The organism is Chryseobacterium sp. GW823-FHT05E08 (assembly GCF_058795655.1).
The window spans coordinates 95,431-115,334 of record NZ_JBXAHY010000007.1 but is presented as its reverse complement, the minus strand read 5'-3'; the positions used below and the strand labels follow the sequence as shown (position 1 = coordinate 115,334).

General features: G+C 34.4%; 16 protein-coding genes and 2 tRNA genes. 12 read left to right on the top strand and 6 right to left on the bottom strand.

Annotation, left to right across the window (positions count from 1 at the left end):
- The first annotated feature begins 215 nt into the window (after positions 1 to 215).
- From fucP to AC1Q7L_RS19935, 7 genes are all read left to right on the top strand, one after another.
- A complete protein-coding gene (gene fucP, locus AC1Q7L_RS19965) occupies positions 216 to 1,496 on the top strand; it encodes an L-fucose:H+ symporter permease (RefSeq protein WP_492307571.1) in 1,281 nt (426 codons plus the stop codon).
- Between the two features lie 150 nt (positions 1,497 to 1,646).
- Complete coding sequence (locus AC1Q7L_RS19960; RefSeq protein ID WP_492307572.1) at positions 1,647 to 3,287, top strand: UxaA family hydrolase; 1,641 nt, start codon at positions 1,647 to 1,649, stop codon at positions 3,285 to 3,287.
- Positions 3,288 to 3,555: 268 nt separating this feature from the next.
- Positions 3,556 to 4,320, top strand: coding sequence for an SDR family NAD(P)-dependent oxidoreductase (locus AC1Q7L_RS19955; protein ID WP_492307573.1), 765 nt, complete (start codon positions 3,556 to 3,558; stop codon positions 4,318 to 4,320).
- 278 nt (positions 4,321 to 4,598) lie between these two features.
- Positions 4,599 to 5,450, top strand: a complete 852-nt coding sequence (locus tag AC1Q7L_RS19950; RefSeq protein ID WP_492307574.1) for a fumarylacetoacetate hydrolase family protein — start codon at positions 4,599 to 4,601, stop codon at positions 5,448 to 5,450.
- A complete protein-coding gene (locus AC1Q7L_RS19945) occupies positions 5,447 to 5,776 on the top strand; it encodes an L-rhamnose mutarotase (RefSeq protein ID WP_492307575.1) in 330 nt (109 codons plus the stop codon). Before AC1Q7L_RS19950 ends, AC1Q7L_RS19945 begins: the two co-directional genes overlap by 4 nt.
- A 26-nt stretch (positions 5,777 to 5,802) precedes the next feature.
- Complete coding sequence (locus AC1Q7L_RS19940) at positions 5,803 to 6,627, top strand: amidohydrolase family protein (RefSeq protein ID WP_492307576.1); 825 nt, start codon at positions 5,803 to 5,805, stop codon at positions 6,625 to 6,627.
- A 238-nt stretch (positions 6,628 to 6,865) separates the two neighbouring features.
- Positions 6,866 to 7,648 (top strand): L-fucose dehydrogenase, encoded by a 783-nt coding sequence (locus AC1Q7L_RS19935; RefSeq protein ID WP_492307577.1) that lies wholly within the window; start codon positions 6,866 to 6,868, stop codon positions 7,646 to 7,648.
- Between the two features lie 214 nt (positions 7,649 to 7,862).
- Here AC1Q7L_RS19935 and AC1Q7L_RS19930 read toward each other — a convergent pair.
- From AC1Q7L_RS19930 to AC1Q7L_RS19915, 4 genes are all read right to left on the bottom strand, one after another.
- Positions 7,863 to 7,935, bottom strand: a tRNA-Phe gene (locus tag AC1Q7L_RS19930).
- Between the two features lie 118 nt (positions 7,936 to 8,053).
- Positions 8,054 to 8,126 (bottom strand) — tRNA-Phe (locus tag AC1Q7L_RS19925).
- 110 nt (positions 8,127 to 8,236) lie between these two features.
- Positions 8,237 to 10,078: a bifunctional lysophospholipid acyltransferase family protein/GNAT family N-acetyltransferase gene (locus AC1Q7L_RS19920; RefSeq protein ID WP_410692478.1), complete on the bottom strand. Its 1,842-nt coding sequence runs from the start codon at positions 10,076 to 10,078 to the stop codon at positions 8,237 to 8,239.
- A 22-nt stretch (positions 10,079 to 10,100) separates the two neighbouring features.
- The gene (locus AC1Q7L_RS19915) at positions 10,101 to 11,339 is read right to left on the bottom strand and encodes an aspartate kinase (protein WP_410692479.1); all 1,239 of its coding nucleotides are present in this window, start codon (positions 11,337 to 11,339) and stop codon (positions 10,101 to 10,103) included.
- A 324-nt stretch (positions 11,340 to 11,663) separates the two neighbouring features.
- Between AC1Q7L_RS19915 and fbp the strand changes: the two genes are divergently transcribed.
- Together fbp and menC are read left to right on the top strand one after the other, a co-directional pair.
- Complete coding sequence (fbp, locus tag AC1Q7L_RS19910) at positions 11,664 to 12,680, top strand: class 1 fructose-bisphosphatase (RefSeq protein ID WP_410692480.1); 1,017 nt, start codon at positions 11,664 to 11,666, stop codon at positions 12,678 to 12,680.
- On the top strand, positions 12,681 to 13,682 hold the full coding sequence (menC, locus tag AC1Q7L_RS19905) for an o-succinylbenzoate synthase (RefSeq protein WP_492307578.1): 1,002 nt from the start codon (positions 12,681 to 12,683) through the stop codon (positions 13,680 to 13,682).
- 240 nt (positions 13,683 to 13,922) lie between these two features.
- On the opposite strand, the gene AC1Q7L_RS19900 is transcribed toward menC, so the two are convergent.
- Complete coding sequence (locus AC1Q7L_RS19900; protein ID WP_492307579.1) at positions 13,923 to 15,056, bottom strand: alpha/beta hydrolase; 1,134 nt, start codon at positions 15,054 to 15,056, stop codon at positions 13,923 to 13,925.
- A 158-nt stretch (positions 15,057 to 15,214) separates the two neighbouring features.
- On the opposite strand from AC1Q7L_RS19900, the gene AC1Q7L_RS19895 reads away from it, so the two are divergent.
- Positions 15,215 to 16,888 carry a glutamine--tRNA ligase/YqeY domain fusion protein gene (locus AC1Q7L_RS19895; protein ID WP_492307580.1) on the top strand — a complete coding sequence of 558 codons (1,674 nt, stop codon included), beginning with the start codon at positions 15,215 to 15,217 and terminating at the stop codon, positions 16,886 to 16,888.
- A 286-nt stretch (positions 16,889 to 17,174) separates the two neighbouring features.
- Complete coding sequence (locus tag AC1Q7L_RS19890) at positions 17,175 to 18,353, top strand: MFS transporter (RefSeq protein WP_492307653.1); 1,179 nt, start codon at positions 17,175 to 17,177, stop codon at positions 18,351 to 18,353.
- Positions 18,354 to 18,399: 46 nt separating this feature from the next.
- Here AC1Q7L_RS19890 and AC1Q7L_RS19885 read toward each other — a convergent pair whose 3' ends face one another.
- On the bottom strand, positions 18,400 to 19,365 hold the full coding sequence (locus AC1Q7L_RS19885) for a YpdA family putative bacillithiol disulfide reductase (protein WP_492307581.1): 966 nt from the start codon (positions 19,363 to 19,365) through the stop codon (positions 18,400 to 18,402).
- Positions 19,366 to 19,422: 57 nt separating this feature from the next.
- Between AC1Q7L_RS19885 and AC1Q7L_RS19880 the strand changes: the two genes are divergently transcribed.
- Positions 19,423 to 19,833, top strand: coding sequence for an EVE domain-containing protein (locus tag AC1Q7L_RS19880; protein WP_492307582.1), 411 nt, complete (start codon positions 19,423 to 19,425; stop codon positions 19,831 to 19,833).
- The last annotated feature ends 71 nt before the right edge of the window (positions 19,834 to 19,904 follow it).

Sequence of the window (19,904 nt, the reverse complement as noted above, 5' to 3'; positions counted from 1 at the left end):
TCAATAAAACTGAAATATTTTTACACTGTCTTGTACTATCCTGTACGAATAATTTTTATTATATAAAATTTTTATACATTTAAAAAACCAGAAAATATTTAAATATATGAGAAGAATAATCAAAGCATGGAGTATAAAATATTCATTATGCAATCGATTAATCTTCTCAATTTAAATGAAACAATAGATATTAATTTATAAAATAAACCAAATCGATGAACAATACCCAATCCGGAAACTCGTTTTCTTCTTCTACAAAAAAGAAAAATTACTACTTTCCTCTGATCCTTATCACGAGTTTGTTTTTCTTTTGGGGATTTATCCATAATCTTGATCCGATCTTGATTAAGCATCTCCGAAGCGCTTTTCACCTGAACCATTTTCAGGCTTCGTTGGTTGATTCATCTGTTTTTGCAGCATACTTTTTACTGGCAATTCCTGCCGGAATGATTATTCAGAAATATGGTTACAAAACCGGAATTTTGGTGGGTTTGTTCTTTTTCGCAGCTGGATGTTTTTTGTTTGTTCCGGCAGCTAATACGATTAGTTATCCGTTTTTTCTCGCGGCTCTTTTTGTCTTGTCATGCGGTCTTGCGATTCTGGAAACCGCAGCAAACCCTTACATTACCGTTTTAGGCGCACCTGAAAAAGCAACACAAAGATTAAACTTTGCACAGTCTTTTAATGGTTTGGCAGCATCCATTGCTCCTATCGTTGGCGGAATTTTCATTCTGAGTGAAGAACCAAAATCACAGGAAGAACTTGCCGGACTTGATCAGGCAGCAAAACTGGCTTATATTCATGCCGAAACTTCGCTCGTAAAAGGACCTTACATCATATTGGGATTGATCATTCTGCTGGTTATGTTTTTATTTTTATTCGTAAAACTACCGGAAGTCACGGAAAGCAAAGAAAAATCAACAAAGAATTTTCTACAGGTTTTAGGCGTAAAAAATGTTGGATGGGGCGTTCTTGCACAGTTTTTTTATATCGGTGCACAAATTTATGTTTTCAGTTTTCTTTTGGTTTTTGCAGAAGATGCAATCAATATGAAAGGTCAGGAAGCTAAATATTATGCGGGTGTAGCAGGATTATTATTTATGATCGGGCGTTTTGCAGGAACTTTTTTTATGAGATATATTTCGCCGCAAAAACTGTTGAGTATTTATAGTGTGATCAGTATTGTTCTTAGCATCTGGGTTATTGCAGGATCAGGAATTTTAACATTATATGCGCTTGTTGCGCTTACATTTTTTATGTCAATCATGTTTCCGACTATTTTTGCTTTGGGAATTGAAGGAGCTGGTGCAGAAACAAAACCTGCCTCAAGTTTATTAATAATGTCTATTGTCGGAGGCGCCATTATACCACCGATTGCAAGTAAAATTACAGATATTTCAGGGAACATTCATTTTTCTTATGTTGTACCTTTAGTCTGTTTTATCATCGTATTTTTATTTTCATTAAGATTTAAAAATAAAAAATCCTCATTGTAAATTAACATAAATAAAAAAACATTTGCTATCATTTGCTGAGTGAAACGCCTTTGCGAACCTTAAAACAGTTAGTAGTTAAAAAAAACTTTGCGGACTTTGCGTTAAAAACAAATAGTAAGTATAAAAGAATATTAAATTTTAAAGCTAAAAATGAGCAATTTAATTTTAAAAATAAATCAAAAAGACAATGTTTTGGTCGCTTTGCAGGATATTCCGGCAGAAACTGAAATTATTTTCGAAGGAGTTACCTACACCACTTTAGAAGCTATCCCCGCTAAACATAAATTCTTTATGAATGATATGAAACAGGGCGACGAAATCTTTATGTATGGCGTTTTAGTTGGTAAAGTACAATACGATCTCGCAGCGGGAACCCGAATGACGACCGACAATACAAAACACGCTGCCGAACCTTACTACTACCGCGATGTTGACTATCATTGGACAAAACCCGACGTGTCAAAATTTTTACATAAAACTTTTAAAGGATATCATCGCTCAAATGGCGATGTGGGTACGGCAAATTACTGGCTTTTTATTCCAACCGTTTTTTGTGAAAACCGTAATCTTGATATTATTAAAGAATCACTTTATGACAATTTAGGATATGCAGTGGATGCAAAATACAAAAGCTATACCCACCAATTGGTAGAAGCTATTTCAAAAGGAGAAAATATTGATGATATTGATTTTTCGCCCTCAAATATTCTTGCAAAAGACAGAGTTTTCAAAAATGTAGATGGTATCAAATTTCTCAATCACACCGGTGGTTGCGGCGGAACAAGACAGGATGCAGATACCCTCAGCAAACTTTTGGCGTCTTATGCAGATCATCCCAATGTTGCGGGAGTGACTTTGTTGAGTTTGGGTTGCCAGCATCTTCAAATCGATAATTTTAAAAAGGATTTATACAATCGAAATCCTGATTTTGATAAACCTCTACTCGTTTTTGAACAACAAAAAGCGGTAAGTGAAGAAACCATGATCAAGAATGCCATTTTTGAAACCCTGAAAGGACTTTTAGAAATAAATAAAATTGAACGTGAAGATGCACCGATAAGCAAACTTTGTGTAGGTGTAAAATGTGGCGGAAGTGACGGTTTCAGCGGCATTTCAGCGAATCCGGCTGTGGGACATCTCGCCGATATTCTTTCGGTTTTGGGAGCAAAAGTTTTACTGGCAGAATTCCCGGAATTGTGTGGTGTCGAACAGGAATTAATAGATCGTGCTGTAGATAAACCAACCGCAGAAAAATTCATCAAGTTGATGACGGAATATGATGAACTCGCTCATGCAGTCGGTTCAGGATTTTACATGAATCCGTCGCCGGGAAATATCAAGGACGGATTGATCACGGATGCCATAAAATCCGCAGGCGCCGCGAAAAAAGGAGGTTCCGCCCCTGTTGTAGATGTTTTAGATTATACTGAACCTGCAACTAAACCAGGATTAAGCCTTGTCTGTACTCCGGGAAATGATGTGGAAGCTACCACGGGAAAAGCCGCTTCGGGAGCAACTTTAATTCTGTTCACGACCGGTCTTGGTACACCGACAGGAAATCCGGTTTGCCCTGTCATCAAAGTAGCGACCAATACCGTTTTAGCAACGAAAATGTCAGATATTATCGATATCGATACGGGTGCGGTTGTGCGCGGGGAAAAAACCATTCAGCAAATGGGTGAAGATATTTTAGATTTCTGTATCGATGTTGCCAGTGGAAATATCATTCCTAAAGCTGTAGCATTGAATCAGGATGATTTTATTCCTTGGAAAAGAGGTGTCAGTCTTTAAAAATTAAGTGTTATTAACCTTAAAAAAAAGTTTTTCAACGCAAAGATTTAATAATTGGATCTTAAGGTTTTAAGGAGCAAAGATTGCGACAAGTTGCATGAAGCTTGAAAATAATAAAATCATAATTGCATTAGGATTAATAATCAACTGAAAGCCTTTGCTGAGTGAAACGCCTTTGCGGACGAAAAATATACAGAACAATATTAAAAAAAATCTTTGCGCCCTTTGCGTTAAAAAATATAAATAAAATCTAATAATTAACATAAAGATGTTTTCATTAAAAAATAAAAAAGCCGTTGTAACAGGCGGAGGAAGCGGAATCGGACAAGCAATTGCTATTCAGCTTGCAGCCAATGGTGCAGAAGTTCACATTCTTGAAATAACACAGCAAAACGGACAGGAAACTCTGGAAAAAATACAATCTTCCGGAGGAAATGCCACAGTGTATGCATGTGATGTTTCAAAACAAAAAGATGTTTTGGCAGTTTTCGACCAGATTGGAGCGATCAATATTCTTGTCAATAATGCCGGAATTGCACACATCGGAAAGGCAGACACCACTTCAGAAGAAGATTTCGACAAAATTTATAATGTCAATATTAAAGGAGTCTACAATTGTCTGTTCGCAGCCATTCCACAAATTAGAAAATCAGGAGGCGGTGTGATCATTAATATGGCTTCAATAGCTGCATTGGTCGGAATTCCTGATCGTTTTGCGTACAGCACGGCTAAAGGCGCCGTAAAAGCAATGACCATGAGTGTTGCCAAAGATTATATCAATGAAAATATTCGTTGTAACTCTATTTCTCCAGCGCGTGTACACACGCCTTTCGTGGATGGATTTTTAAAGAATAATTATCCTGATAACATCGAAGAAATGTTTGAAAAACTGTCAAAAACTCAACCAATCGGAAGAATGGCTCAACCTGAGGAAGTTGCTTCTTTAGCACTGTATTTATGCAGTGATGAAGCTTCATTCATAACAGGAGTAGATTATCCTATTGATGGTGGCTTTACTACTTTGAACAATTAAAACTAACAATTGGGTTGAATTATTTTTAACGCAATGCACGCAAAGAATATAAATTAAAACAAAAAATAGTTCGCAAAGGCACTTCGTTCAGCAAATGATAGTAATATCCTTGTGTTAAATTTTAAAAATGTAATTAAAGTAAATTATAAGAATCAGTTATCATTCGCTGAGTGAAACGCCTTTGCGAACGAAAAATACACAGAATAATATTAAAAAAAATCTTTGCGAACTTTGCGTTAAATTAATTTAGACATTTAAAACAGACAAAAAAATTAAAAATGAAATTAATAAAATTCGGAAAACCGGGACAGGAAAAGCCGGGAGTCATTATTGATGATAAAAGATATGATGTTTCTCATTTGGTAAAAGATTATGATGAAAACTTTTTTTCCGGTGATGCTATTGAAAATTTAAAATCTGAAATAAACACGCAAAATCTACCTGAAATTTCTCCTGATGAAAGACTAGGTTCACCTTTGGCAAGGCCATCCAAAATAATCTGTGTCGGACTTAATTATAAAGATCACGCCGCTGAAACCAATGCTCCGATTCCGCAGGAACCTATTTTATTTTTTAAGGCTACCACGGCAATTGTTGGTCCAAATGATGATTTGATTATTCCTAAAACGAGCACAAAAACCGACTGGGAAGTTGAATTAGGAATTGTTATTGGAAAAAAAGCAAACTATGTTTCTGAGGAAAATGCGCTTGAACATGTTGCAGGTTATGTTTTGCACAACGATTATAGTGAAAGAGCTTTTCAACTGGAAAGAAACGGACAATGGGTAAAAGGGAAAAGCTGTGATACTTTTGCACCAATCGGGCCTTTCATCGCGACGCCTGATGAAATTGAAGATGTTCATAATTTACGTTTATGGCTTAAGGTTAATGGTCAAATGTTGCAGGACGGAAATACTTCCAATCTGATTTTTGATGTGCCATTTATGATAAGCTACATCAGTCAGTTTATGACTTTGCTTCCGGGTGATGTTATCAGTACGGGAACACCTGCCGGTGTCGGTTTGGGGCAAAAACCTGAGCCTTGGTACCTGAAACCGGGAGATGTAGTGGAATTGGGAATTGACGGTTTAGGAAGCAGCACACAAAAAGTAAAAGCTTACGGTGAATGAAAAAATTTCGTTTAGCCCTCGATTTGATTGATGATCCTGAATTGATTGCGGAATACGAAAAATATCACCAAAACGTCTGGCCTGAAGTAAAGCAAAGTATTTTGGATTCAGGAATTGTAAATATGGAGATTTATCGTGTTCAAAATCGATTATTTATGATGGTGGAAGCAGATGAAAATTTTTCTTTCGAAGCTAAAAATGAAGCAGATAACAACAATTCAAAAGTTCAGGAATGGGAACAGCTGATGTGGAAATTTCAAAAACAGTTACCCAATTCTAAGCCAGATGAAAAGTGGCAGCTGATGGACAAAATATTTTCATTATAAATTGATTTTAGAAAAAACTGATTAAAATGATTATTGATTCTCACGTACATTTTTGGAAATTTGATCCGATTCGCGATGCATGGATTACGAAAGATATGACCGTAATCCAGAAAGATTTTCTGCCGGAAGATTTTTCTTTATATTTAAAAGAAAACAGTATTGATGGTTGCGTTGCAGTTCAGGCTGATCAGAGTGATGAAGAGACTGATTTTTTGATAAATTTAGCCAAAGAAAATCCTTTTATTAAAGGTGTTGTCGGTTGGATTGATTTAACTTCTGATAAACTTGAACAGTCACTTCAAAACTATCAGTCTGAAAAATTGATTAAAGGCTTCAGACATATCGCTGAGGGAGAAGAAATCGGTTTTTTATTACAAAAAAATGTACTCAACGGAATCGCTACACTGCATCAATATGACTATACTTTCGATATTTTATTGAGACAGAATCAGCTTTCTGACGCAGTAAAACTTTCGGAAAAATTACCAAATCAACCTTTTATTCTGGATCATTGCGGAAAACCGGATCTTAAAACAAATCATTTAAAAGACTGGAAATCTAATATTTCAGAACTTGCAAAAAATCCTAATATTTATTGCAAAATTTCAGGGCTTTTGACTCAAGGAAATTGGAATAATATTGATGAAAAAACAATTTTTGAAACTTTGGATTTTGTTTTTTCTCAGTTTGGAATTAAGCGTACAGTTTTCGGAAGCGACTGGCCTGTCATGTTATTGGGAGGAAATTATGCTTTGTGGATGGAATTGATTTCAAAATATGTAAGTCAGTTTTCAAAAGAAGAACAGGAACTTTTTTTCTCCGGAAACGCTGTGAAATTTTACAAACTATAATTTTTATTACCATAAAACTCACAAAAGTTTTTTAACACTTAAGAATATTTAAGATTAAATTCTTTGCGTGTAGAAGAACACTTAAGTTCTTAAAAATCGAAGATTTTTATTTTAAAATGAATGTAATTAAAAACTTTGTGGTCTTTGTTAAATGAAATGCCTTTGCGAACTTAAAAACAGTTAGTAGTCAAAAAAAACTTTGCGCCCTTTGCGTTTAAAAAACATAACAAAAAAAATTATGAACCTAAATCTCGACCATAAAATAATCATCGTAAGCGGCGGCGCAAAAGGCATCGGAAACGCAATTGCGAAAATCTTAGCCGAAGAAAATGCGTTTCCGATAATCATTGGCAGAAACGAAGACGATAACAAAAAAGCCATTCAGGAAATCCTAGATCTTGGAGGAAAAGCTGATTTCGTTACCGCCGAACTTTTCCAACCTGATGAATGCAAAAAGGCAATTGATGAAGTTGTAAAAAAATACGGAAAAATTGAAGGTATTGTCAATAATGCAGGTGTCAACGATGGTGTTGGTTTGGAAAACGGTTCTTATGAAGGATTCATGGCCTCATATCACAAAAATGTTGTGCATTATTATCTTTTGGTGCATCACGCACTTCCCTATCTTAAAGAATGCAAAGGTTCAATTTTAAATATTGGCAGCAAGACAGCAGAAACCGGACAAGGCGGAACATCAGGTTATGCCGCTGCGAATGGCGCCAGAAATGCTTTGACAAGAGAATGGGCGGTTGAACTTTTACCTTACAGCATTCGTGTGAATGCGATCATCGTAGCTGAAGCTTGGACACCACTTTACCAATCGTGGATTTCTACTTTCGAAAATCCGGAGGAAAAACTAAAAAGCATTACTTCAAAAATCCCTTTGGAAAACCGCATGACAACCTCAGAGGAAATTGCTAATATGGCAGCGTTTCTTTTATCGGAGAAATCTTCGCATACAACTGGGCAATTGATTCATGTGGATGGCGGATATGTGCATTTGGATAGGAGTGTGGGGTAGTTTTTTTAACTTTGACAAAATGAGTATATCTATTTGATGATAAATAGCAAGGCTTTCGGGAAATACGGTTACCTGAAAAAAATAATAAGCTCAGGTAACTGAAAAGGGCACCTTTACTTTGAGAGAATTTGTTTTATTTTGATATATATTCAAAAAAATAACCCCTCAAATTGTACAATTTGAGGGGTTTTGTTAGAAATTGTTAAATTTCCAGTGGTTTCTCCAGGAATCGAACCAGGGACACATGGATTTTCAATCCATTGCTCTACCAACTGAGCTAAGAAACCGTATGTTTTGATTTGTTACTTCGTTATTCAAAGTGGGTGCAAAAATAATAATTTTTCTTATACCGTGCAAATCTTTTTTTGCTTTGGAATAAAAAACCGCCTTTCGCAAGGCGGTCTGTGGTTTCTCCAGGAATCGAACCAGGGACACATGGATTTTCAATCCATTGCTCTACCAACTGAGCTAAGAAACCGTATATATTTTTGTTTGACTTACTTCGTTGTTTTAAAGTGATGCAAAAGTAGTAAGTTTTAATATATGAAGCAAGTATTAACAGTACTTTTTTCTAATAAAAATAAAAACCTACTGATTCTCAGGAGAATTATTTTCCTGTTCCTTTCTAATTTGCTCACTCATTTCCTCTAATACAGGTTTTATCGTGCTTTCCGGAAGGTCACTTATTCTAATATACATCAATCCGTCAATGGCATCATTGAAGTTTGGATCTACATTAAATGCAATAACTTTTGCGTTTTGCTTAATATATTTTTTAATTAAAACAGGTAATCTCAATTCTGGCTCAAGATCATCGATGATTTTATCTAATTTATTTAAATCAGATTCCATTTCCTCGAAGAATAAGTTTTTATCCCTTTCGCGAAGTTTTACTTTATACTCGTTTCTTGGGGTAATGTATTGAGCTACTGCAGAATCATAATAATTCGAACGCATAAACTCGATCATTAATGATTTTGAGAATTCAGAGAATTTGTTGGAAATACTCACACCTCCCATCAAAAATTTGTGATCAGGATTTCTTAAGCAAACATGTACAATTCCTCTCCATAAAAGGAAGAGTGGAAGCGGTTTTTGCTGATATTCCTGGCAGATATATGCTCTACCCATCTCAATCACTTTTTTAAAGAAAGGATGAATATCTTGTTCAAATTCAAATAAAGAACTGGTGTAAAAGCCTTTAATTCCGGATTTTTTCATCACTTCCTTACCTAAGGCCATTCTGTAAGCCCCAACCAGCTTTTCCTCGGCATTATCCCAAAGAAAAAGATGATGATAGTGCTTATCATATTCATCAAGGTCAAAAGGCAGGTTACTTCCTTCTCCCACGGCACGGAATGTAAGCTCTCGCTGACGTCCGATTTCCCTCATTACAGAAGGAATTTCCTCGTAAGCAGTGAAATATATTTCGTAATTACCATTGCTGAAAAGCATTTTGTCGGTGCCTTTCAGTTTGCTGATGTCATTAATGATGTCTTCTTTCGGAGTTTCATCAATGATATTCTGAACAATATTTTCTTCTCTAAGCAAAGGAAATTTTACATATAAATTTTGAAGATTTATAGCCTGAGCCAGAGATTTTCTCTTTTCATAGTAAGATTTCATCATATAAACCTTACGTTTAAGAAATTCGCCTAATTCTTCAATGTTTTCCATCTCGTCCATTGCCTTTAGACCAATAGGCTTTCCGATTCTGATACGGATCGGTTTCTCCCTGTCATTCATCATTTCAGCAGGAAGCATCAATGTTTGAAAGTTAGGGTGAAGTTTTGCCACCTGATAAAAAAGACGGCTGTTCTTTGCATGAAAATACATAGGAACAACCGGCACTTTTGCCATTTTGATAAGCTTAAGAGCCGGTTTTTCCCATTCTCTATCTAGAATTTCTCCGTAAGGATTGTTTTTGTTTGAAACTTCTCCTGCCGGGAAAATACCTACACAACCTCCTTCCTGCAAATGCTTCAATGTTTCGCGCATTCCGGAAGAGCTGCTGTAAGCTCCTTTTCTGTTTTCAAAAGGGTTTACAGAAATTACGTACGGTTCCATAGGTTTTATTTTTTCTAAAAGAAAATTACCCATTACTTTGAAATCCGGACGAACTTCTGATAAGATCTTGCACATTAAAATCCCGTCTATCGCGCCAAGCGGATGATTCGAAACCAAAATAAACGGTCCCGTTTTTGGGATCTTTGCGAGATCTTCTTCAAATGCGACATAGCTCAAGTTTCTCTCTCTCACAAATGAGTCGAAAAAGTCTTTACCTTCCTTATCTTTTAGTTTATCGTATAATCTATTAACTTCATTTATTTTAGCAATGCTCATCACAGCGGATGCTACCGGATTCTTTAGAAATCCTATTTTGCTTAAGCCGGAAGCTTGAATTAAATCGTTTTTCGAAATTAAACTCATGTGTGTTTAGTCGCAATTAGTTTTATTGTGTTACCATTTGAAGCGTATTCTTGGAAATCTGTTCCAATAATACACTTTTTTCTTGGTAAAATTTATCAATGTTCTCCATCTTCGCATTTCTCACGGTAAATAAAGATACATTTTTAACTACTTCAGTTTTAAATATTTTCTGAAGTTCTTCATTAAGCTCGTCTATTTTGTCAAATTTATCTTCCAGACATAAAGCTAGTGAAATTGCAGAATTCTGCATCAAAGAAACTTTAATTTTATATTTTGCTAAAAAGCTAAAAACCAAACTCATATGATCCTCTGCTACAAAAGAGAAGTCTCTGGTAGAGATTTTCAATAAAGTTTGATGTTCCTTTAAAATATAAGATTCCTGAAATTCATTTTTATCTGAAGCACCTACTTTTGTTCCTTCTTTTGTAGGATCTACGAAAGATTTTACATAAAAAGGGATATCTTTTTGCTGTAAAGGCTGTAATGTTTTCGGGTGAATGATACTTGCTCCGTAATACGCCATCTCGATTGCCTCTTCATATGATATATTAGAAAGAAGCGTAACATCCTTGAATTTTCTCGGATCTCCCGTCATCACTCCCGGAACGTCTTTCCAGATTGTCATTGCAGATGCATTTAAACAATAAGCAAAGATCGCGGCAGAATAATCTGAACCTTCTCTTCCTAAAGTTACGGTGAAATTATTATCATCAGATCCAATGAAACCTTGCGTTACATAGCAGATTTCAGGATTTAAGGTTGACATAAATTCTTCAGTTCTTTTCCAGTCTACGTTTCCGTCTCTGTAAGAATTGTCGGTTTTTATGTAATCTCTGGCGTCTAACCATTGATTGGTAAATTGTATTTCATTTAAATACTCACTTACGATCTTTGTAGAGATCATTTCTCCACAACTTACAACCTGATCGTACACGAAATTGTAATTCGGTGATTTATTTCTTCGTAAAAAAGAATCAATATCATCAAAAAACAAATCGATTTCTGCAAAAACCGCATGATTTTCAGGAAATAAACCTTCCGCGATTTCCATGTGTTTTCGTTTTATCTTTTCAATTTCGGTTTGATAGTTATCCTTCTTGAAATAAAGTTCTACAACTTTTTCCAATTCATTAGTCGTTTTGCCCATCGCTGAAATTACCAGCAGACATTTGGCAAATCCTTGGCTTTCTAATACCATGGATACATTTTTTACACTTTCAGCATCTTTTACCGATGCTCCACCAAACTTGAAAATTTTCATTAAATTGTTAAAAATAAAATTGTTAGATAAAATTTAATTGAGTTTTTTACGGAGGTCAAAATTATAAATTTACAACGAGATATGAAAGAGCCGAGCGAGTAGACCTACTTAAGATTTTATTAAAATTAAAAATTAACACTATTTATTGAATTTTTCATTCCTTAGCAGGTTAAATTGGTGATTCATTTTCATGTTGAAATTTATGATAAGTACCACTATTTATGATGTATTGATTTGATATACAGTGCTTAATGTATTTTAAAAGAAAATTCTCTATAATGTTGTAAATTTTACGAAATTTGAGCAAAACGTAAAAAGAAAAATATGTCAGATCAACCATTACAGACTTTAGGAGAATTTCTTATTGATAAGCAGGACGATTTCCAATATTCTACAGGAGAATTTTCACGTCTTTTAAGCGCAATAAGACTAGCTTCAAAAGTAGTAAACAGGGAAGTAAATAAGGCGGGAATTGCAGATATCATCGGAAAAGCAGGAAATGAAAATATTCAGGGAGAGGAGCAGCAGAAACTTGATGTGATCGCCAATGACATTTTTATTACGGCATTGTCTCAAAGAGAAGTAGTTTGTGGTATCGCTTCTGAGGAAAATGACGATTTTATTGACATTAAATGTGGAGAAAACGGGCATTTAAGTAAATATGTTGTATTGATCGATCCTTTGGACGGGTCTTCAAATATTGACGTAAATGTTTCTGTAGGAACTATTTTTTCAATTTACAGAAGAGTAACAGAGCCCGGAACTCCGGTTCAGCTTGAAGATTTTTTACAAAAAGGAATTAATCAGATTGCTGCGGGATACGTAATTTACGGTTCTTCAACAATGATTGTTTACACAACAGGAAATGGTGTGAACGGATTTACATTAGATCCATCATTAGGTACTTATTATCTTTCTCACCCGAATATGAAGTTTCCGGAAACAGGTAAAATTTACTCTATCAACGAAGGAAATTATATAAAATTCCCTCAAGGAGTTAAAAATTATCTTAAATATTGCCAGATGGAAGAAGGTGACAGACCGTATACTTCAAGATATATTGGTTCGTTAGTTGCTGATTTTCATAGAAATATGTTAAAAGGTGGAATTTATATTTATCCATCTTATTCACAAGCTCCGAACGGAAAACTGAGATTACTTTATGAATGTAATCCAATGGCTTTCTTAGCTGAACAAGCTGGTGGAAAGGCAACAGACGGTTTCAGAAGAATTTTGGAAATTGAACCAACAGAACTTCATCAAAGAATTCCGTTTTTCTGTGGAAGCGTCAATATGGTTGAAAAAGCAGAGGAATTTATGCGAATTGACAGTGTAAAATAAATGAAAGCAGAATATTTTAAATATTTATTAGAATTCAAGCGCCCGAGTGGAACATCTCGCGGCGTTTTGCATGAAAAGGAAACTTTTATTCTTGAAATTTCAGAAAATGGAAAAAAAGGAGTAGGAGAATGTGCCATTTTTAGAGGATTGAGTTTTGATGACAGACCGGATTATGAAGAAAAACTACAATGGCTTTGTCAAAATATTCAAAAAGATTCTGAATTTTTAAAAGAAGAATTAAAAGAATTTCCATCCATTTGGTTTGGATATGAACAAGCTGTTTTGAACCTGAAACATGGCGGAAATCTTTATTTTCCAAGTGAATTTACGGAAGGTAAATCTCCAATAATTATCAACGGTTTGATCTGGATGGGGGATATTCATTATATGGAAGAACAGATTCAGGAGAAACTTGAAAAAGGCTTTCACTGTATTAAATTAAAAATCGGTGTCGACTGGAAATCTGAATATGAAGTTCTTCAAAAACTAAGAAAAAAATTTTCAAAAGAGAAATTGGAACTGCGTGTTGATGCAAATGGAGGTTTCAATAAAGAAGAAGCAAAGGTTGTTTTACAGCAGTTGGCTGATTTAGATATTCATTCCATTGAACAGCCAATAAAAGCCGGAAACTGGGCAGATATGGCAGAGTTATGTACTGAAACTCCAACTCCAATTGCATTAGATGAAGAATTAATCGGAATTATCGATTTTAATGAAAAAAAGAAGCTATTACAAGAAATAAATCCTCAATATATTATTTTAAAACCAGCTTTGGTAGGAGGTTTTTCTGGTTCTGACGAATGGATTTCTCTTGCAGAAGAACTTAATATCGGTTGGTGGATTACATCAGCTCTTGAAAGCAATATTGGATTGAATGCGATTGCTCAATATACGTTTACGAAAAATAGCAAAATGCCTCAAGGTCTTGGAACAGGAGGCTTATTTACAAATAACTTTGAAACTCAGTTAGATTTAAAAGGGGAGAAGTTGTTTTTTAAATAAAGTAATTTTATAATCGGATAATTTATAGTTTTTGAGTTAATAATAAGTTCGTTAAATCACGTCTTTTACGAAAATTGCTTTCTTAATATATTGCAATAAATAAGAAAACTTGCTTTTAACTTTTTTCATGATAAAAAATTTAGTATTTCTCTGTTTAATGATTTTGCAATCTTTATGCCAACATGAGCACTTGTTTTAGGGTTTAACATAAGGCTTTACGATATGATTAATTTTAATATATTATTGTGAAATAATTGTGAAAATATTTTCGTTATCCTTTGATCTATTGGTGATAAGATTCCTATCCACACCATATAAATTTTGAAAAATATCATTTTGAACTTGCGAACTGGAAAGGTATCCCCAATGATTTCCGATATCATATTTTAATCCAGTTAATACATCATCTTGAACAAAAGTGCAATCGATGATAGAAACAATATCTTTGAATTTTTCAATGTCACTCGGCCCATTTTTACCTAATCTCGGGGTTAAAATGTTTTTAGTAAACTGAGAAATTCCAAGAATGGTATCTTTTCTGTTTAAATAAATGGAAATCCGATTCGCCAACAATGGTAACTTATTAAATGAATCTTCAGAGTCCTCAAAAACTTTATAAGTAACATCAGAATTCAATAATAAAACCTGGTCGATAACTCTCAAAATATTTTCCTTTTTCAAACTGTACAACATACTTTGAAGCACTCGGTTTCCCATGGAATGAGCCATCAAATGAATTCTCTGATTGCAGGGAACGAGATCACGGTTCGAAAAAATATCCTTTAAAAACTGCGTATAAAAGTAAAATAATCTCATCAACGAAGCTCCGGAATTGATGCTCGAAGCTTTATCATCAAAATAAGTCATAGGAACAATGCTGCTCGAAGCCGGCCAGCTTACGAATAAAATATGCTCAACAGGCGACGCCGGATTATCAATGAACAATTTTTTTAGATCAACAATGGCTTTCAATTCATCATCAAAATCATAAGCGTAGCCATGAATAAATATCAAAACATCACTTCTATCTTTTGTAGAAGACATATCTTTGTATAATTCATAGAACATTCTTTGACTTCCACCGAGATTATTGGCTGTCAAAGTAGATTTTTTGATGCCTTTTTCATTTAATAAAACGTCCAAAACATCCTGATAACCTTGTTTTTCAGGCTCGGAAAACAGTTTATAGTTTACAATATTTCGGTTGGTGTAGTCTTTCTTTTTTTTAGCTGCAGCAGTAGGTTCCTTATAGTTATCAAAATCGCATTTTGCTATCCTGAAATTAGGAATAGAGTATTCATCATTAGAAAATGAATCTGCTTTTTCACCTTTATGGCGAACAATTTTTCGATTGCTTAGGATATAAACAGCCATGTTGTTGTTATTTGAGAAACGGGTTCTTAGTTAATTCTAAGTTAAATAAAAATATTGAATTATTAACAATTATAGTTTTAAATTATAATTTCCGTAAACCCTTAAAATTTCCTAAATTTGCAAATTGTCGTATTATTCGACATTTAAAGCGAATTTTAATGGAAGAAGAAAAAAAATCTCTCAATTTTATTGAGCAAATTATAGAAGATGATTTGGCAAACGGTCTTAAAAATGATCAGATCCGTTTCCGTTTTCCGCCTGAACCAAACGGTTATCTGCATGTAGGTCACACAAAAGCGATCTGCATCAACTTCGGTTTGGGTGAAAAATACAATGCTCCCGTAAACCTTCGTTTCGACGATACGAACCCTGAAAAAGAAGAGCAGGAATTCGTAGATTCTATCATGAAAGACGTTGAATGGTTAGGTTTCAAATGGGATAAAGTTTTGTATGCATCAGACTACTTCCAGCAGCTTTATGATTGGGCAGTTCAGTTAATTAAAGATAAAAAAGCTTATGTTGATGAGCAGCCGTCTCAAACCATTACAGAACAAAGAAAGAATCCTGCAGAACCCGGAGTTGAATCTCCGTTCAGAAATCGTCCTGTTGAAGAGTCTTTAGATTTGTTCGAAAGGATGAAAAATGGTGAATTCGAAAGCGGTTCAATGTCTCTTCGTGCAAAAATCGACATGGTTTCGCCAAATATGAATATGCGTGACCCTGTTATGTATAGAATTTTGAATAAACCTCACCACAGAACAGGAACAGACTGGAAAATTTATCCAATGTACGACTGGGCACATGGTGAATCTGATTATATCGAACAAATTTCGCACTCGCTTTGCTCTTTAGAGTTTGAAAACCACAGACCGCTTTACAACTGGTATTTAGATCAGGTGTATGAAGAAGGAAGGGTTAAAAACAAGCAAAGAGAATTTGCAAGGATGAACGTTTCTTATATGATCACTTCTAAAAGGAAATTGCAAAGGCTTGTCGCTGAAAATGCAGTAACCGGATGGGATGATCCAAGGATGCCTACGATTTCCGGAATGAGAAGAAAAGGCTTTACGCCTACTTCCATCAGGAATTTTATTGATAAAGTTGGGGTTGCAAAAAGGGAAAATTTAATTGAGATTCAGTTATTGGATTTCTGTGTTCGTGAAGACTTGAATAAAGTAGCTAAACGTGTAATGGCAGTGGTTGATCCAGTCAAATTGGTGATTGAGAACTATCCTGAAGGAAACGGAGAGTGGTTAGAAACTGAAAACAATCCTGAGCAGGAAAATGCCGGAACAAGGCAAGTTCCTTTCTCAAGAGAATTATATATTGAGCGTGAAGACTTTAAAGAAGAAGCAAACAATAAATTCTTTAGGTTGAAATTAGGCGGAGAAGTCCGTTTAAAATCTGCTTACATCATCAAAGCTGAAAGAGTGGAGAAGGATGAAAATGGAGAAATCACGACAATTTATGCTTCTTATGACGAAAAATCTAAGTCTGGAAGCGGAACAGAGGAAAGTTTAAGAAAAGTAAAAGGTACGCTACATTGGGTGTCTGCAAAACACGCACTTCCTGTAGATGTAAGAATTTACAATCATTTATTTACTGTGGAACAGCCTGATGCTGAGAAAGATGTGGATTTCTTGAATTTCATTAATCCTGAATCTGTTTCTACCATTAAAGGTTTTGCTGAACCTAGTTTAAAAGATGTTGCTGTTGGAGAACCTCTTCAGTTCCAGAGAATTGGATATTTTACGAAAGATCAGGATTCTACGGATACTACGTTGGTATTCAACCGTACTGTAACATTAAAAGACTCTTATAAGCCGGAGTAAAAATTTATTTATATCATTATAAATGAAACAGGGCTTAATTTTTTAAGTCCTGTTTTTTTGTTTTAAACACTAAAAACACGAATATTCTCACAAATTGCACAATCCAAATTTGTGTTATTCGTGAAGAAAATTAGATCCATTTGTGTTTAAATCAAAAAGAGTCCCGAAGGGACGATTTAACCAAGGATAGGATAAAATCCTATCAAAAAACATTTAAAATTAAAAAATTGTGAAACTAATACACATATATACAAATTCATTCAAAGGACTTTCAGAAGAAAGTTGGATGCTCGCGTTGGTAATGCTCATCAACCGTGCGGGCTCAATGGTACTTCCGTTTTTGGGAGTTTATATGACGAGCCATTTACATTTTAGCATAGAAAATACAGGAATTGTTTTAAGTTTTTTTGGAATCGGATCTGTAATCGGATCTTGGTTAGGAGGATTCATTACAGATAGAATCGGAGAGTATAAAGTTCAGTATATGAGCTTGTTATTAAGCGTTCCGTTGTTTTGTTTAATTCCGGTTTTTAAAACAGAAGTTGGAGTGGCAGCGATCATTTTACTGCAAAGTATTGTAAGTGATACATTTCGTCCTGCCAACTCGGTGGCGATTACAAAATATGCGAAACCTGAAAATATAACGAGAGCATTTTCATTGAACCGTATGGCGGTCAATTTGGGATTCTCTGTTGGCCCTGCCTTGGGAGGGATTTTATCTGCTATTTCTTACAATTTTTTATTTTATAGTAATGCTTTAGCGGCTTTACTAGCCGGGATATTGTACATTTCTTTCTTTTATAAACGAAATAAATTAGCAAAAGTAAAAATCACAAAAGTGAAAGATGCTATTGAGGTTAAAAAAGAAAATTCGCCTTACCGAGATGGTAAATTCTTGATTTATTGTTTCTTTTGTTTGTTGTTTTCGATGTGCTTTTTCCAGTTATTCAGTACATTGACAATCTTTTATAAAGATGTTGCAAAGCTGAGTCAGGAAAATATCGGTTACATCTTAGGATACAGCGGTTTTCTGATCGTTTTACTCGAAATGGGTTTTGTACAAATTGCTGAAAAGTATTTTAATCTAGCTTTTACCATGCTTTTCGGAACTTTCATTTGTGGAATTGCCTATGCAATGATGGCTTTTGATTATAGCATAATTACATTGGTCATCTCGATGACTGTACTTTGTATCGGAGAAATTTGGACACTGCCTTTCATGTCTACAATCACCGCAAAACGTTCCGGGAAAAACAATAAAGGAGCTTATATGGGACTGAACGGGATTTCTTTTTCCGCAGCGTTTATCATTACTCCATATTTGGGAACTTTGCTGGCCGAGAAGTTTGGATTTAATGCTTTATGGATCGGAACCGGAGTTTTAGCGACATTTATTGCAATTGCATTTTACTTTATTGTTCCTTGGATGTTGAAAGATAATAGAGAAATGGAAGATGTGATATAAATATTTATAGGATTAGATTTAATTAATAGCATATTCTCCAAGACAATTATTTGTTTTGGAGAATATTTTTTATAATCATTTCTGCATGAATTCTTGAATTTTCTATAAACCAAAGATGTGTGTCTTTTCCGCCACAAACAACGCCTGCTAAATAAAGATTTCTGACATTTGTTTCCATTGTTTCTGAATGATAAATTGGGTTTAAACAATCTCCTTGAAGATCTATTCCTGAATTTTTTAAAAACTCAAAATCTGGAAGATAGCCTGTCATAGCTAATACAAAATCATTTTCAATTTCATGAATTTGCCCGTTTTCATCTTTAAAAATAACAGAGCTTTGCTTTATTTCAATAATTTCAGAATTAAAATGAGCGGTAATATTTCCCTCAGCTATTCTGTTTTCAATATCAGGTTTTACCCAATATTTTACGTTTTTTGATATTTCAGAATGGCGAACGATCATCGTGACTTCAGCTCCTTTTCTATACGTTTCCAACGCTGCATCTACAGATGAGTTACTAGAACCCACAACCACAATTTTCTGCTTTGCATAAGGATAAGGTTCGGTATAATAATGTTTTACTTTTTCTAGATTTTCTCCGGGAATATCCATTAAATTTGGAATGTCATAGAATCCTGTTGAGATAATTACATTTTTGGCTAAATATTCTCCTTTAGAAGTTTCAACTTTAAAAATATCGTTATTTTTAGAAATATTCAGAACTTTTTCATACAGATTAATATTAATATTTTTCTGTCTTGCAATTCCTTGATAATATTCCAAAGCATCTTGTCTTCCTGGTTTTGGAGCGGTTGTAATAAATGGAATTTCATCGATTTCTAATTTTTCAGCAGTTGAAAAAAATCGCATGTATAAAGGATAATTGTATAATGAATTGACAATGGTTCCTTTTTCTATAATTAAATAATTCAGGTTATTTTTTTTAGCTTCAAGAGCACAGTTAAGTCCGATGGGACCGGCTCCGACAATAAGAATATCTAGAATTTCCATTATGCTAAGATATTGAAAAACTTTCTTACCTTTAATTGAATTCATGAATATCAAACAATGAAATATTATATTGCTGTTGCATCAAAAGATCATATCGAAAGAGGAGTCGAAGGTGGATTTATGCAGGCTAATCATGGAAAAGCCGCTTCTTTAAAAAGACTAAGAACAGGAGATGGAATCATTTTTTATTCACCCAAGCGATATTTCGAGAAAGATGAAAAATGCCAGTGTTTTACTGCGATAGGTGAGATCAAGGATGAGGAAATTTATCAAGGTATTATGGCTGCAGGTTTTCAACCGTTTCGTAGAAATGTAGATTTTTATAAGTGTAAAGAAGTGTCAATTATTCCTTTAATTGATGAATTAGATTTTATTATTGATAAAAAGAGATGGGGATTTTCCTTTAGATTTGGTTTTTTAGAAATTCCTGAAAAAGATTTTCAATTCATAAAAAGTAAGATGATATAATACACTTAATCTAAAATTTGAATTAAAATTATTTAGAAAGCTGGCATCACTTTTGGACATTTTCATTGATT

Bases quoted from the DNA above. Each gene is read 5' to 3' on its own strand.
- fucP (WP_492307571.1), top strand. From the start codon at position 216: ATGAACAATACCCAATCCGGAAACTCGTTTTCTTCTTCTACAAAAAAG.
- AC1Q7L_RS19960 (WP_492307572.1), top strand. From the start codon at position 1,647: ATGAGCAATTTAATTTTAAAAATAAATCAAAAAGACAATGTTTTGGTC.
- AC1Q7L_RS19955 (WP_492307573.1), top strand. From the start codon at position 3,556: ATGTTTTCATTAAAAAATAAAAAAGCCGTTGTAACAGGCGGAGGAAGC.
- AC1Q7L_RS19950 (WP_492307574.1), top strand. From the start codon at position 4,599: ATGAAATTAATAAAATTCGGAAAACCGGGACAGGAAAAGCCGGGAGTC.
- AC1Q7L_RS19945 (WP_492307575.1), top strand. From the start codon at position 5,447: ATGAAAAAATTTCGTTTAGCCCTCGATTTGATTGATGATCCTGAATTG.
- AC1Q7L_RS19940 (WP_492307576.1), top strand. From the start codon at position 5,803: ATGATTATTGATTCTCACGTACATTTTTGGAAATTTGATCCGATTCGC.
- AC1Q7L_RS19935 (WP_492307577.1), top strand. From the start codon at position 6,866: ATGAACCTAAATCTCGACCATAAAATAATCATCGTAAGCGGCGGCGCA.
- AC1Q7L_RS19920 (WP_410692478.1), bottom strand. From the start codon at position 10,078: ATGAGTTTAATTTCGAAAAACGATTTAATTCAAGCTTCCGGCTTAAGC.
- AC1Q7L_RS19915 (WP_410692479.1), bottom strand. From the start codon at position 11,339: ATGAAAATTTTCAAGTTTGGTGGAGCATCGGTAAAAGATGCTGAAAGT.
- fbp (WP_410692480.1), top strand. From the start codon at position 11,664: ATGTCAGATCAACCATTACAGACTTTAGGAGAATTTCTTATTGATAAG.
- menC (WP_492307578.1), top strand. From the start codon at position 12,681: ATGAAAGCAGAATATTTTAAATATTTATTAGAATTCAAGCGCCCGAGT.
- AC1Q7L_RS19900 (WP_492307579.1), bottom strand. From the start codon at position 15,056: ATGGCTGTTTATATCCTAAGCAATCGAAAAATTGTTCGCCATAAAGGT.
- AC1Q7L_RS19895 (WP_492307580.1), top strand. From the start codon at position 15,215: ATGGAAGAAGAAAAAAAATCTCTCAATTTTATTGAGCAAATTATAGAA.
- AC1Q7L_RS19890 (WP_492307653.1), top strand. From the start codon at position 17,175: ATGCTCGCGTTGGTAATGCTCATCAACCGTGCGGGCTCAATGGTACTT.
- AC1Q7L_RS19885 (WP_492307581.1), bottom strand. From the start codon at position 19,365: ATGGAAATTCTAGATATTCTTATTGTCGGAGCCGGTCCCATCGGACTT.
- AC1Q7L_RS19880 (WP_492307582.1), top strand. From the start codon at position 19,423: ATGAAATATTATATTGCTGTTGCATCAAAAGATCATATCGAAAGAGGA.